The organism is Lipingzhangella halophila (assembly GCF_014203805.1).
Lineage (GTDB): Bacteria > Actinomycetota > Actinomycetes > Streptosporangiales > Streptosporangiaceae > Lipingzhangella > Lipingzhangella halophila.
Map to the genome: position 1 here is coordinate 5,694,703 of NZ_JACHJT010000001.1, position 13,491 is coordinate 5,708,193.

General features: G+C 69.3%; 12 protein-coding genes. 4 read left to right on the forward strand and 8 right to left on the reverse strand.

The genetic code is table 11. The annotated features are described in order from the left end of the window. Positions 1-234 precede the first annotated feature (234 nt). From F4561_RS25910 to F4561_RS25925, 4 genes are all read right to left on the reverse strand, one after another. The gene (locus tag F4561_RS25910) at positions 235-894 is read right to left on the reverse strand and encodes a response regulator (RefSeq protein ID WP_184582562.1); all 660 of its coding nucleotides are present in this window, start codon (positions 892-894) and stop codon (positions 235-237) included. Then, the gene (locus F4561_RS25915) at positions 891-2,048 is read right to left on the reverse strand and encodes a sensor histidine kinase (RefSeq protein WP_184582564.1); all 1,158 of its coding nucleotides are present in this window, start codon (positions 2,046-2,048) and stop codon (positions 891-893) included. The genes F4561_RS25910 and F4561_RS25915 overlap by 4 nt, the downstream gene beginning before the upstream one ends. Further along, entirely contained in the window at positions 2,045-2,881 is an 837-nt protein-coding gene (locus tag F4561_RS25920) for a CPBP family intramembrane glutamic endopeptidase (protein WP_184582566.1), read from the reverse strand. The genes F4561_RS25915 and F4561_RS25920 overlap by 4 nt, the downstream gene beginning before the upstream one ends. 566 nt (positions 2,882-3,447) lie before the next feature. Beyond that, a complete protein-coding gene (locus F4561_RS25925; RefSeq protein ID WP_184582568.1) occupies positions 3,448-4,959 on the reverse strand; it encodes an MFS transporter in 1,512 nt (503 codons plus the stop codon). 136 nt (positions 4,960-5,095) lie between these two features. On the opposite strand from F4561_RS25925, the gene F4561_RS25930 reads away from it, so the two are divergent. Continuing rightward, the gene (locus F4561_RS25930; protein WP_184582570.1) at positions 5,096-5,479 is read left to right on the forward strand and encodes a winged helix-turn-helix transcriptional regulator; all 384 of its coding nucleotides are present in this window, start codon (positions 5,096-5,098) and stop codon (positions 5,477-5,479) included. 739 nt (positions 5,480-6,218) lie between these two features. On the opposite strand, the gene F4561_RS25935 is transcribed toward F4561_RS25930, so the two are convergent. Further along, positions 6,219-7,193, reverse strand: coding sequence for a helix-turn-helix transcriptional regulator (locus F4561_RS25935; protein WP_184582572.1), 975 nt, complete (start codon positions 7,191-7,193; stop codon positions 6,219-6,221). Between the two features lie 136 nt (positions 7,194-7,329). Here F4561_RS25935 and F4561_RS25940 point away from each other — a divergent pair, with 136 nt between their 5' ends. Next, positions 7,330-7,725: a RidA family protein gene (locus tag F4561_RS25940; protein WP_184584190.1), complete on the forward strand. Its 396-nt coding sequence runs from the start codon at positions 7,330-7,332 to the stop codon at positions 7,723-7,725. 567 nt (positions 7,726-8,292) lie between these two features. On the opposite strand, the gene F4561_RS25945 is transcribed toward F4561_RS25940, so the two are convergent. After that, entirely contained in the window at positions 8,293-8,646 is a 354-nt protein-coding gene (locus F4561_RS25945) for a winged helix-turn-helix transcriptional regulator (RefSeq protein ID WP_184582574.1), read from the reverse strand. A 72-nt stretch (positions 8,647-8,718) separates the two neighbouring features. Between F4561_RS25945 and F4561_RS25950 the strand changes: the two genes are divergently transcribed. Next, the gene (locus F4561_RS25950) at positions 8,719-9,537 is read left to right on the forward strand and encodes an MBL fold metallo-hydrolase (RefSeq protein ID WP_184582576.1); all 819 of its coding nucleotides are present in this window, start codon (positions 8,719-8,721) and stop codon (positions 9,535-9,537) included. Then, positions 9,534-10,442 (forward strand): alpha/beta hydrolase, encoded by a 909-nt coding sequence (locus tag F4561_RS25955; RefSeq protein WP_184582578.1) that lies wholly within the window; start codon positions 9,534-9,536, stop codon positions 10,440-10,442. Before F4561_RS25950 ends, F4561_RS25955 begins: the two co-directional genes overlap by 4 nt. Positions 10,443-10,645: 203 nt before the next feature. Here F4561_RS25955 and F4561_RS25960 read toward each other — a convergent pair whose 3' ends face one another. Both F4561_RS25960 and F4561_RS25965 read right to left on the reverse strand, forming a co-directional pair. Further along, on the reverse strand, positions 10,646-12,286 hold the full coding sequence (locus F4561_RS25960) for an AMP-binding protein (protein ID WP_184582580.1): 1,641 nt from the start codon (positions 12,284-12,286) through the stop codon (positions 10,646-10,648). A 135-nt stretch (positions 12,287-12,421) separates the two neighbouring features. Then, a complete protein-coding gene (locus F4561_RS25965) occupies positions 12,422-13,273 on the reverse strand; it encodes a helix-turn-helix domain-containing protein (RefSeq protein ID WP_184582582.1) in 852 nt (283 codons plus the stop codon). Positions 13,274-13,491 lie beyond the last annotated feature (218 nt).

The window sequence follows — 13,491 nt, forward strand, 5'->3', positions numbered from 1 at the left end:
ATAGCGGATATTCCGCCCCCCTCAACGCTTCCTGCAACGCACTGAACGAGCCCCGGCCCCTACCGCGACCCCCCCACAGGGATGGCCGCTCTCAAGAGGCCGTGACCACGACATCCTCAGCGGCCTCCTCGGGCTGTCTCGACGCCCACAGGCCGTCGACCGGCCATCCGGGCGCAAGGCCGTGCCGGCTGGGGCGTTCGCTCGACGCGGTGCACAACGGCGGGATGCGGCGTGTCAGGTCGCCAGGCCGTGGCGGTAGGCGTAGACGACCGCTTGGACGCGGTCGCGGAGGTCGAGTTTGGTCAGGATGCGCGACACGAAGGTTTTCACGGTCTCCGGGCTGATCACGAGGGCGGCGGCGATCTCACTGTTGGAGAGACCGTCGGCGACGAGACGAAGGACCTCCAGCTCCCGGGGGGTAAGCGGGGTGTCGCGCTCGGTGCCCTCGGTGGGCCGGATGCGGGCGGCGTACTTTCCCACGAGCTGCCGTGTCACCTCGGGGTCCAGCAGCGCCGCGCCCGTGGCCACGGTCCGGATCCCGTGCAGCAGTTGGGCCGTCGGCGCGTCCTTGAGCAGGAACCCGCTCGCCCCCGCGCGCAGCGCTTCGTAGACGTATTGGTCCAGGTTGAACGTTGTCACCACGAGCACCTTGACCGGGTGCGGCACACCGGCGCCGGCCAACCGGCGGGTGGCCTCGATGCCGTCGAGGACCGGCATGCGCACGTCCATCAGCACGACGTCCGGGCGCAGCCGGCCGCTGAGGTCGACCGCGGCCCGGCCGTCCCCGCACTCGCCCGCCACCTCCAGGTCGGGCTGGGCGTCGATGATCGTCACCAGTCCGGTGCGGACGAGCACCTGATCGTCGCAGACCAGGACCCGGATCGGGGCGGTCACGACGGGCTGCCCGTGGGGATACGCGCCCGCACGACGAAGCCGCCGTCCGCGTCCGGTCCCGCGCTGAAGTCGCCGCCCAGGACGTCGACCCGCTCGCGGAGGCCCGCCAGACCCCGCCCACTCCCCTCGGAGAACCCTGCCCGCGAGCCGGAACCCTCCACGGTGACCTCCACGGTGACCTCCTTTGCGCCGTGGCACACCCGGACCCGGGTGCGGCTGCCATGGGCGTATTTGAGGGCGTTGGTCAGGGCCTCCTGCACGATCCGGTAGGCCACGAGATCGGCGCTGCCGGTCGACTCCGCCGGCGCGCCCTCCTCGGTGAACTCCACCGGCTGCCCGGCTTGGCGTGTCTGCTCCACAAGCGTGAGAAGTCTACCGACGGCCGGCGTCCTGGCCTCCGTGCCATGGTCGGGGTTGAGCAGGTCGAGCAGGTGCCGCAGATCGGTGGTCGCCCGTCTTCCGGTGTCGGTGACGGAGGTCAGGGCCTGGTCGAGCCGGTCGGGCGCGGCGGTCAGGTACCGCGCCGCCTCGGCCTGCACAACCATCGCCGTCACGTGGTGGGTCACCACGTCGTGCAACTCTCTGGCGATGCGGGTGCGTTCGGCGGTGCGGGTCTCCTCGGCGACCCGGCGGCGGCGTTCGGCTTCGGCGACTCGGGTGGAGCGCAGCCACGCCCCGATGCCCCACGCGACGACCGCCAACAGGTAGAACAGGACGAACCCGTCCGGCGGTTCGGGCGCGCCAAGGACGCGGACGAGCACGAACGCCAGCGCCACGTACGCCACGGTGAGGAGGACAATGGCGAGGCGCCGGTGATGATCAAGATGGGCGCCCGCGCTTATCAGCGCGATGGTCAGCCCGGTACCCGCTACCAGGTGGTAGCTGCCGAGCTCGGCGATAACGAAACCGAGCGACACCAGGAAGAGGGACGCCGCCGGCCACCGGCGGCGCAGGGCGAGCGGGAGGCACATCAGGGCGAGCGCCACGGCGGCCACCGCGTCGAAGGGACTCGGTGGCAAGTCACCGACCTGCGTCTCCTGGCCCTCGAACATCGGCAGGAACGACGCGACGAGGAGTAGCAGCCCGAGCGGGAGATCCCGGACCGTGACGTCGAGCCGGTGCCACAGCTCCAGGAACCGCCGATGACTGATCACCGGGAGATTGTAGTGGCGGCGCCGGCCCGGGCGGCGCGCGGACGCCGGGGCACCAGATGGCCGCGCCGGCGGGCCAGCCACAGGAACACGACCGTCGCCAATAGGGGCAGCACCAACGCGTACAGGCTCGCCTCGGGGCCGGCTTCGCCGCCGCTGACCGGTATCGGGCCCGATGTCGAGGCGTCCAGCAACCCCCGCGGGGTGTCGTTGCCCGAGACCTCGGTGCTGAAGATGGCGGAAGCGGCGAGGTTCCAGCCGAAGTGCAGCCCGATCGGCAGCCACAGGGAGCGGGTGGCGGCGTAGGCGGCGGCGAGCATGGTGGCGGGTCCGATCGTGATGACGATGACGACCCACAGGCCGGCGTTCGGGTTGGGCAGGTGCCACAGACCGAACAGCACGGAGGTCAGCGCCAGCGCGATCCACGTCCCGGTTCGTTCCTCGAAGACCCGGAAGAGGACACCGCGGAACAACACCTCCTCGGTCACCGCGGCAGCGGCCATGAAACCCAGCAGCCCCACCGCACCCGTCACCGAGCCCGGCCCGTTGATCGTGTAGCCCCCGAGGAAGGCGATGTTCCCGATGACGGCTCCGAACAACGCGACGCCGATCAGCGTCCCCAGGCCGATCCCGGCCCCGGCGCCCTTCCGGGCCGCCTCCGTGACCGGGCGGCGCTCGGTCCGCCGTACCACCCACCCGTAGACGAGCACCGTGACCACGGCGGTCAGAACGCCGAGAGCGAGCGTGAGCCACGGGTTCCCCTGCACCGCGGTGACTCCCTGACCGCCGATGACACCGACCGCCACGACGGCCAAGAGCTGCCAGAACAATCTCATGAAGACTCCTCCATCGCGGCCGCGGCCGGAACGCCGCGGCCACGGAGAACGCTACGGATCCACGTGGTCCGGAATCGTCACCACGCGGTGGACACCCGCGTGTAGCTCGCCCGGGGGACGGACACCCCACCGGCGGAGCGGGTGCCGATCCTCCTCGGGTGGAACCCGCGGAGTCCCCTGGGCCCTTCGGCCATCCGTGCGCGGCGTCGAGCAGGCAGCGGACCTCGTGGACGCGAGGAGGGGCTCGTGCTGTACCGCACCGGCGCTGTGGTGGCGGGCGGGGCCGCCCGCGGGTTGGTGTGGCCCAGGGTTTGTTTGTGTTCCGCGGTTGCGTGGAAAGTTCACCGCGCGGCGGTTCGCCCAGGTACAAGAGCGGGCGCGGGCTTCGCGGTCATTGTGGTGTCCAAACCGAATGCTCTTGAGGGTCGTCCGTGCCTGCCGCTCCATCTCCCCTATCCCTGCCGTTCTCGCGCAACCGGGACCGCTCGACGCCGAAGCGATCGCCGACCTGCGCCCCTACCTCGCCCAGGCGCCCGGCCCTGGCTCACCGCAGTGCGCTCCGCGCGTCACGGATTCTCCGACGAAACAGGGTGCGGTACGGCTCCATTGCGCGGGCCCAGCCTGGGGAGGAGTAGCAGGCTGGCCACGAACGCAGTGGTGAGTAGGCATGCTCCGGTCAGGAAGGCGTCGTGGAAGACCATCTCGCGGGCGGCTCGCACCAGCTCGGGGTCACCGCCCGCCCATTGGGTGGGTTCGGGGACGCGGCGAAACGCCACCGTGGAGACAACGGCGAGGCCGAGTGCTCCGCCTGCTTCCTGGCTGGTGTTGATCAGCCCTGCGGCGACTCCCCCGGATTCGGTCTGTTCGATCCCGGTGAACGCTGCGACCTGGACCGGGACGAAGGATAGTCCGAGTCCTAGTCCGATCAGTAGGAAGGCGGGCAGGACGTCGGTGAGGTAGTCACCCTCGGCGGGGAGGCGCCAGAGCAACAGCAGGCCGAAGGTGGCCAAGGCGAGACCGGCCAGGAGCACCGGCTTGGCCGCGATCCGCGTCACAAGTTTGGACGCGATGCCCGCGCCAGCCGCCGTGGTGATTGCAAGCGGCAGGTAAGCCAGACCGGCCTGTGTTGGTGTGTAGTTGAGTACTTGCTGCATGAACAGGGAGGCGAAGAAGAACAGCGAGACCACGGTGCCGAGCAGCAGTACAGCGACAAGATTGGCGGCTCGCAGCGCTCGGCTCTGCAGGATCTGGGCCGGTATGAGCGGGGCGGTGGCTCGCCGCTGGTTGAGCAGGAACCCCAGGAGCAGGATGCCCGCGCCAGCGAGGCTGCCGAGCACCTCGGCAGATCCCCAGCGCGACCCGGTCTCGCTGATCGACTGGCCGAGCGCAAAGATCAGCAAGATCAGTCCCGCGGTCAGGAGGGCGGCGCCGCTGACGTTGAGGTGGGGGTGACGCTGCTGGCTGCGGCTTTCGCGCACGATCGCGGGGGCGAGGGCGGCGCCGAGCAGGCCGATGGGCACGTTGACAAAAAAGATCCAGCGCCATCCAGGGCCATCAGTGATCAGCCCTCCAAGGGTAACGCCGGCGACCGCGGCGATACCGCTGAGCGCACCCCAGGCGCCGAGGGCGCGATTGCGTTCGGCCCCTTCGGCAAAAGTACTCGTCAACAGGCTCAGGGCGGCGGTGGCGATGAAGGCCGCACCGAGACCCTGCACGCCTCGTGCGGCAATGAGCGGGATCGCGTCTTGAGCCAAGCCAGCCAGGAGCGAGGAGAGGGCGAAGATGACCAGGCCGGTCTGGAGCATACGGCGCCGACCGAAGTGGTCGGCCAACCGGCCGCACAACATCAGGAACCCGCCCAGGACCATGCCGTAGGTGGTGACCACGTACTGCAGCTGGGTCTGCGAAACGCCCAGCTCGGTCTCAATGGTCGGTAGTGCGACGTTCACGATCGACACATCAAGGAACGTCACAAATCCCGCGGTGCACAGGAACAGCAGGACCAATGCGGGGCGGTGTGGACGGGGGGCGGTGCCTTGGCGCTGCGTCGGTGAGGCGGGCGAACCCGTGGGCGACATGGGGCTTCTCCTTGGAGTCAGGGGTGATCGGACTCCTCGGCAAGGCGCGAGGAGCCGCCAGAGGTGGCGGCTCGCAACGTTAGCAACCTGTATATACTAGGTTCCTAGAAGAAAGTGACTCTCCGAAGGGAACCAAATGGCCAACACGCACACTTCCCGTACGACCATCGCCCCGGACCAGGCCTGCCCGATCAGCCCGATGGTCGACATCGTGTTCAGCCGCTGGACCACGCCGATCCTGTGGTCCCTGCATCACCACGGACGCCAGCGTTTCGTCGAGTTGCAGCACCGGATCGGCTCGATCACCTCCAAGGTCCTGACCCAGCGACTGCGGCAGATGGAACGCGACGGCCTCGTGCGGCGCACCTACCACCCCGAGATCCCGCCCCGAGTCGAGTACAACATCACCGAACTCGGCAGCAGCCTCGAACCCGTGTTCGCCACCCTCGGACACTGGTGGGAAGCCCACGCGGAGAAGGTCGAACTCGCTCGCGAAGAGTTCGACAACGCTGACAGGTGAACGCAGCCGGCATCAGCCGCGATCTTCCCGGCCGGACTTCCGTACCCGTAGCCAACCCCGCTGATCCCGAAAAGTGAACACTGTACGGCCCAGCGGGAGCCAGGCCACCACGGCCAGCAGCCCCACCGAGACCGCCGCGATCCAGAACGGGACCGAGAGAGCCGCGCACCCCGCCAAGAACCCACCCGCCAGAGCTCCCGGTGAACCGCGACGGGTGAAGGGTCCCGCCTTCGAGGGCTGGTCGTGGAGTACGCCCCCCCGACCGGCCCGTGGCACTCGAACACGCAGCGGAGCGGAGCTGCACAGCAAACCGAGCCTAGCCGTTGGCCCGCGTCCGCCGCCGACGTGCCCGGAACAGCAGTACGAGGGCAAGGCCGAGCAGGGACCAGGCGGCCGGGACCGCCAGGGAGGTCGTGGTCGCGGCGCCGTCGAAGTAGACAGCCCCGCGGAGCGCATCGAGCCCGGCCGCAGGTTGGAGGTACGGTCCGCCCCCAGGCTCTGGCGGTGCTGGCCGGAGGCTCGGCACTGGTGGCCATCCCCTCGCCCGCGGACACGAACGCCTCTGTCGGACCGGCCCTCAGGGAGCACGCCCGGACAGCCTGATCACGCCGTTGCCGGGATGAGCTACCCCCAATGGACTATGACCGTCTGCTACAAGGCAGCGCCGCGCGTTGCACACGTGTCGTTCGGCGCGCTGGGCACCTAGCGGTATGGAGCGGCCCGCGGAAGGCGGCGGCTCTCAGGTTGGGGCTCCGTAGCGGGCGGCAATCGCGGCGGCGCTGTCGCGCAGGGAGGTGCGCAACGACTGCGGGGCCAGGGCTTCCGCGTCCGTGGTGAGCTGCCACAGCGCCCACTCGGCGTGTCGTGAATCTTGGAAGGTCACCTCCAGCCGCAGCCAGCCGTCTGCGTCGGGATCCTCGGCGCGGACGGCCAGCGCGGTGCTCACCAGATCTTCCCGCCGCGCCGGGTTCACCCGTACCAGCGCGGTGATTTGGTCACCGCCGGACAGAAACTGCGCGCAGCGTTCCCGCCAGATCCGGTCCAGATCGACCCGGTTGGGTCGCTGCGCCGGTTCGGGCAGTTCCTCGGCGGCCAACACCCGCGACAGCCGGTAGGTGCGCTCCGTGCCAGACCTTGTGGCCAGCAGGTAGCCCCGGTCGCGTACGGTGACCAGGCCGATCGGGTCCACCGTGCGCCACTGTGGTGTCTGGTCCGCGGCCGCGTAGTGGATGCGCAGCTTACGTCCGGCGAGCACCGCGCGCCGGACCTCGCTCATCGTGGTGGCGGGTACCTCCTCAGTGGCCAGCCGGCGTGAGAGCAGGTCGGTCTCCGGGTCGATGAGAAACCGCTGGGCCGCGTCGCTCGCGGTGGCCCGATGGCTTTCGGGCAGCGCACCAGCCACCTTGCGCATGGCCGAAGCGAGCGCCGAGCCGAGGCCGAATACCTGCTCGCCGCGCCCCGATCCGGCGGCCAGCAAGGCAATGGCCTCGTCGTGGTTCAGCCCGGTGAGCTCGGTCTGGAAACCGGGCAACAACGCGAAACCGCCGTGCCGGCCGCGTTCGGCGTAGACCGGCACGCCGGCCGCGGACAGCGCCTCGATGTCGCGCAGCACGGTGCGGGTGGATACCTCCAGCTCGCGGGCCAGCGTGGCCGCAGTCAGGTGACCGCGCTGGCGCAGCAACAGCACCAGCGAGACCAACCGGTCAGCGCGCATATGAAGAATTTATCGGAAAAACACGACCAAGGATGTCGTGATTTGCCGGGAAGCTTATGAACACGACGTCGAAGATGCTGGCTACCGAGCCGATGGGCGTACGCACCCCGATGAACCGAATGGAGCTGATGTGGCAATAGAACGCACGGCGGTCAACCCGTGGACGTGGTCGGTGGAGATGGGCTACAACCAGGGTGAGATCGTCTCCGGGCACACCCGGACCCTGTACTGCGCCGGGCAGACCGCGATGGACGGCGACGGCAAGCCCCAGCATGCCGGTGACATGGCGGCGCAGCTGGCGCTGAGCCTCGACAACCTGGAGGCCGTTCTCGGCGAGGCCGACATGTCCCTCGCGAACCTCGTCCGGCTCAACGTCTACACCACCGACGTCGATCTGCTTTTCCAACACTACGGCGCGCTGGCATCGCGGTTGGGCACCGCCGGGGTGGCACCGACCACCACGATGCTCGGGGTGACACGGCTGGCGATCCCCGTCCTGATGGTCGAGCTTGAGGGGACCGCCGCCGCGTGATGCGACCTCGCCGCCTCCGGCGGGGCACCCGGTCGAACCGGCACGGGTAGCAGGCAGGTGGGTGATTTCCGGTGCTCAGAATGGTGGCAATCGGCGTCTACGGCTTCGGCGGCGAGTCCTTCCTGCGACGACTGCGGCACGCGGACGCCCGCCTGCTACTCGACGTACGCCTTCGACGAGAGCCTGGAGTCCCGCGTACCCCTGGAGAAGGTGATTGGCCAGCCGCGGCTCGACCAGGGCGCGTGCCTGGAACGCCATACCGACACGCAGCCCCGCTTCCTGTTCGGGTGTGGAGCCGAGCAGATGGGACGCGCCCAGGCTCCCGGGATCACCGGGCGTAGCGGCTCCAGCCCGACTACGGCACCGTCCGCCATCCGATCCCCTTTTCTTCCTGGTCGGTCGGCGGTCGCAGGAACGAAGCCGGCGGGCAGGTGAGGCGGGCTTGGAGTTCGTGCGTCCCGGGTCGGCAAGTACTTTACTGATACTCCGCCCTGCTCCCGCGTAGACCACGACATGACCACCCGTGGAAGCGGCGGCCGCACTCGGGGGTGTGCTGGCGCGCTGCGGTCAGCGTTCGAAGGCCAGAACCCGCGCGCCGGTCTTGTCGCACCAGTAGAGCCCCCAGTGGCACAGGGCGTCGAGAAGCCCCTGGAGCCGTTCACGCTCGGACTCGGCCACGTCGTAGATCACCTTCGGGGCAGCCTGGTCGAAGACGGTGCGGGTGATCACCCTGTCGGCCTCGAGTTCGCGAAGCTGCTGGGTCAGCATCTTCTGGCTGATACCCGGCAGGAGCCGCCGCAGCTCGCCGGTACGCCGCGGGCGCTGCAGAAGGTAGAACAGCAGCGGCAGCTTCCACTTCCCACCAAGCACCTCCACAGGGGCGTCGACAGGGCATCCGTAGATCGGGGGTGATGGGGTCATGGCCAGCCACACTCCATGGGCACCAAAAGGTGCGTACTGGTATTGGGGGGCGGTTAGAGATTTCATGTTCCCATGACGACAGGGATCGAACGCTTCGAGGGCACGGTCATGGCCGTGAACTCCTTTCTCCTGCACGCCCCCGACGGACTCCTCGTGGTCGACGGCCAGCTCACCGTCTCGGACGCGAGCGCGTTGCGGGACAGGATCGCGACCATCGCGAGACCGGTCGCGGCCGTGCTCGTGACCCATCCCCATCCCGACCACTACGCGGGCGCGGCGGTCGCGGTCGGCGAATCCGTACCGATCTACGCGACGGCCGCGGTGGATGCGGTGATCCGCCGCGATGACACGGAGAAGGACGCCATTGTCGGATCCTTGATGGGCCGGGAGTGGCCGACGCGCCGCCGCTTCCCCGACCATGTACTGGAAAGCGGGTCCTCGGTGCGCCTGGCCGGAGCCGACCTCACGGTCGAGGACCTCGGCCCGGGGGAGTCGCACGCCGACAGTGTGTGGAAGCTCGGCGACGACTGGTTCATCGGCGATGTGCTCTGCCACGGCACCCACGCCTACCTCGCCGATGGTGAGTACGAGGGGTGGATCGCCACCCTGGCCGCGCTGTCGGAGCGGGCCGGACCGCGGACGCGCCTGCTCCCGGGCCACGGCGTACCGGCCCACCGCGACGCCCTCGCCGGGCAACGCGAATATGTGCGGACCTTCGTCGACGCCGTCGCCGCCGCGCTCGGCCTCGATCCCACCGACAGGGCCGAGGCCGTCATGGCACGGATGAGCGGGCTGGTCGACGATGAACGGCTGCGCTTCCTCACCGAGCTGAGCATCGAACCCGTCGCCCAGCGGATGGCGACCCCCAACGGACAGGACGTCCCCGCATGAGCGAGTTCCACACCGAAGCGCTGAGCTTCACCGTCGGCGCGTCGAACGTCGCGGCCGTGCTCCGCAGCCCACGCGGTGGCCAACGGGTGCCGGGGGTGGTGCTCACCGGCCCGTTCACCGGGGTCAAGGAGCAGGTCGTGGCTACCTACGCCGAACTGCTCTCCGCCGCGGGCCTGGCGACCCTGGTTTTCGACCACCGCGGTTTCGGAGGGAGCGAGGGTGAGCCGCGCCAGCACGAGGACAGCACCGGCAAGTTGGCCGACCTGCGTACCGCCACCAGTGTCCTGGCCGCACAATCCGCGGTCGACCCGGAGCGGCTGGGATGCGTGGGCATCTGCCTCGGTGGCGGCTACGCCCTGAGGCACAGCGCCTTCGATCCGCGCATCCGCGCCTCCGCCTTCGTGGCCGCCGCGTTCAACGACCCGCGGGTGATGCGCGAGGGGATGGGTGAGGAGTCCTACCGCGCGGCCATGGCCGAGTTCGCCGCACTCGACCAGCGCCACCATGACACCGGCGAGGTGGCCTACGTTCCGGCTGTCTCCCCTGACGGCGGGGAGGCGGCCATGCCGGGCCGCGAGCCCTGGGAGTACTACGGCACCGAACGCTCGGCGGCCGGCCCCGGTTGGCACAACAGGGTGACCCGCTCCTCGATCCGCGAGTTGCTGACGTTCGACGCGGCAATGGGCGCCGACTTCCTCGCCCCGACACCGGCGCTCTTCGTGCACGGCCGCCGGGACGACTTCTGCTCGCCGCGGGCGGCGCAGACCGTCTATGACCGGGTGCGGTCCGCACAAAAGGAGTTCTGCTGGTTCGACACCACCAACCACATCGATCTCTACGACCAGCCCGCCTATGTCGAACCCGCCGCCGCGCGGGTGGCGTCCTGGTTCACCGAGCACCTCTGAACAGGCGCGGCGGTACCCAGCGGCCCCGCCTCCCAAGTGCGGCGCCGCACGCCCACGGCACGGGCCGTTTTCGACGCGTACGCCTCCGGAGGGGCCCTTCGGTCCAGGGGTCGGTGCGCCACCGTCGCCGGCGCGATGGCCGCCGTGGAACGGCTTTCCGGGTTCGTTTTCGGCGAGCGCGGGAAGCTGGGGTTCCAGGCCGCCTAGGAGGAAGGGTGCTCGCCGGCCGCCTCGGCCCCGAGTTCCTTGGCCGCCATCTCGCGGAGCGCCACCTTGCGCACCTTACCGCTGACCGTCATCGGGAACGCGTCTTGCGTCCGTACGTAACGGGGGATCTTGTAGTGCGCGAGCTGCCCCCGGCAGAACGCGCTGATCTCCTCCGCGGTTGGCGGGTCCTCGGCTTCCACCGGGATCACGCAGGCCATGATTTCCTCGCCGTACCTGTCGTCGGGCACGCCGATCACCTGGACATCATAGATCTTGGGGTGGCGGTGCAGGAACTCCTCGATCTCGCGCGGGTAGACGTTCTCCCCACCCCGGATGATCATGTCCTTGATGCGGCCGACGATCGAGAGGTAATCGTCCTCGCGCATGACCGCCAGGTCCCCCGTGTGCATCCAGCGAGCCGCATCGATGACCTGCGCGGTCTCTTCGGGGGCCGCCCAGTAGCCGAGCATGACCGAGTATCCCCGGGTGCACAGTTCGCCGGCCGCACCGCGGGGAACCGTCGTCCCGGTCGCGGGGTCAACGACCTTGACCTCCAGATGCGGGAGGACGCGGCCCACGGTTCCGGTGCGGCGTTCCACGTTGTCGTCCCGGCGCGTCTGCGTGGACACCGGAGAGGTCTCGGTCATGCCGTAGCAGATCGCCACCTCCTCCATGTGCATCTCGGACATCACCCGCTTCATGACCTCCGTTGGGCAGGGGGACCCGGCCATGATCCCGGTCCGCAGGCTGGTCAGGGTGTAGTCGTCGAAGTCCGGCAAGCCGAGCTCGGAGATGAACATGGTCGGGACCCCGTACAGCGCGGTCACTCTCTCCTGCTCAACAGCGCGAAGGGTCGCGGCCGGCTCGAATGACGGCGCCGGGATGACGATGCACGCCCCGTGGCTGGTCGCGCCCAGGTTGCCCATCACCATGCCGAAGCAGTGGTAAAAGGGCACGGGCAGGCACACCCGGTCCTGCTCGGAGTAGCCCATCAGCTCGCCGACGAAGTAGCCGTTGTTGAGGATGTTGTGGTGCGAGAGGGTCGCGCCCTTGGGAAACCCGGTCGTGCCGGACGTGTACTGGATGTTGATCGGATCGTCGCAGCTCAACCGCGCGGCGCGGTCAGTGGCGCGGGAGGAGTCGACCTCGGCCGCGCGCGAGAGCAGCCGGTCCCAGCTCGGATCACCCGGATACACCACCTCGCGCAACGCGGGACACTCCCCGCGGCTCTCCTCGATCATCGCCCGGTAGTCGCTGGACTTGTGCTGCTGGGCCGAGACCAGCAGACACACACCGGACTGGTTCAACGCGTAGACCAGTTCCTGGCGCTGGTAGGCCGGGTTGAGGTTCACCAGGATGGCGCCGATTTTGGCGGTCGCGTACTGGACCAGCACCCACTCCGGGGTGTTGGGCGACCAGATCCCGACACGCTCGCCCTTGCCGATCCCGAGCGCCACGAGCCCGCGCGCCACCTCTTCGACGGAAGCGCCCAGCTCGGCGTAGGTCCAGCGCCGGCCGCTGGCGCAGTCCACCAACGCCTCCCGGTCGCCGAAACGCGCCACCGCCCGGTCGAGGTTCTCACCGATCGTCTCGCCCAGCAGAGGAACGTCGGACACGCCGCTGATGTAGGAGTTCATGGTCGGCTCCCTCGCTGTGGTCGGGTGCGGCGACGCCGCTCACGTCTGTGCGCACAACCCGCATGCTGGGCGGTGTGGCAGGTCCCGCGCTACCCCCGGACGGGGGTAGCGCGCGGTACGGACGCCGGCGTCTGGTCAAGCCAGCAAACCCAGCCGTCGGGCCGTGCTCACGGCCTCCATGCGGGTGTGGCTGTCGAGCTTGCGCATGACCGAGCGCAGGTAGCTCTTCACCGTCTCGGGACGCAGCCTGAGTTGGACCGCCGCGTCCGCGTTCGTGTGCCCGACCGCCACGCAGGCGAGGACGTCCAGCTCCCGGCGCGACAGCCGCGGCGCGTGCGGAAACTCCCGAGCGCTGACCGCCGACGTGAGCCGGGTGGACACGTCGAGTAGCTGGTCCCGCAGACCGGCGTCTGTGAGCTGGCCGGCGAGGCCGCGCAGCTCGGCGTTGAGGGCCCGGACCTCCTCCCACCGAGCCGTGTCCGCCCCCGTACCGGAAGCCTCCCGTACGGTCGCGGCGCGTTCCGACTCGGCGATCCTGTGCCGCGCCTCCTCTCGTACGGCGAGATCCTGTTCGATATCGCGCGCCGTGTGCACGATCGTGGAGACACCCCGGTCACCCAGTGCGCGCGGCTGCCGCAGCGCACCATAGAGCACTCCTCGAAGGCGGCGCCGTACCACGATTGGCACAGCGGCAACAGAGGCCAACCCTTCGGCGGCGACCGGCCCGTCGTACTCGTGGCTGATCGCCGTGGAGCTGAGGTAGTCGGTGACGAGCGCGATCTCGCCGGCGGCCATGGCCTTGCCGCCGACGCCCCGTCCGGGCACGATCCTCAGTCCGCGCAGGGTGTCGCCGAGCGTGCCGATGAGCTCGGTGATGCGTACCTGCCCCGTATCGGCACTGGCACCGCCGAACAGTACCGGTATGCCGCTGCTGTGGCGCAGTCCCAGCAGCGCCCCACGGATCTGTTCGGTGCTTTCCTCGGCCACTGGAGACCTCCACCGTGCGGTGCTGTCAACGCTGCGCACAGCGCATCCTGGAGCTACCCTGCCCCACGCTGTCGCGGGACGTAAACCGCCGCACACTCCGGGGTTTCCCGGCACCGGAGGATCGCCCCCGCCGTCCTCCGGAATCCCGGTGCTTTTCGCGAGCCGCGTCTCAGCGCTTGACCTGCTCGGTGCTGGCGCCGCGATACGCGGTGGCACGA

Bases quoted from the DNA above. Each gene is read 5' to 3' on its own strand.
- F4561_RS25920 (WP_184582566.1), bottom strand. From the start codon at position 2,881: ATGAGATTGTTCTGGCAGCTCTTGGCCGTCGTGGCGGTCGGTGTCATC.
- F4561_RS25925 (WP_184582568.1), bottom strand. From the start codon at position 4,959: ATGTCGCCCACGGGTTCGCCCGCCTCACCGACGCAGCGCCAAGGCACC.
- F4561_RS25930 (WP_184582570.1), top strand. From the start codon at position 5,096: ATGGCCAACACGCACACTTCCCGTACGACCATCGCCCCGGACCAGGCC.
- F4561_RS25935 (WP_184582572.1), bottom strand. From the start codon at position 7,193: ATGCGCGCTGACCGGTTGGTCTCGCTGGTGCTGTTGCTGCGCCAGCGC.
- F4561_RS25945 (WP_184582574.1), bottom strand. From the start codon at position 8,646: ATGACCCCATCACCCCCGATCTACGGATGCCCTGTCGACGCCCCTGTG.
- F4561_RS25950 (WP_184582576.1), top strand. From the start codon at position 8,719: ATGACGACAGGGATCGAACGCTTCGAGGGCACGGTCATGGCCGTGAAC.
- F4561_RS25955 (WP_184582578.1), top strand. From the start codon at position 9,534: ATGAGCGAGTTCCACACCGAAGCGCTGAGCTTCACCGTCGGCGCGTCG.
- F4561_RS25960 (WP_184582580.1), bottom strand. From the start codon at position 12,286: ATGAACTCCTACATCAGCGGCGTGTCCGACGTTCCTCTGCTGGGCGAG.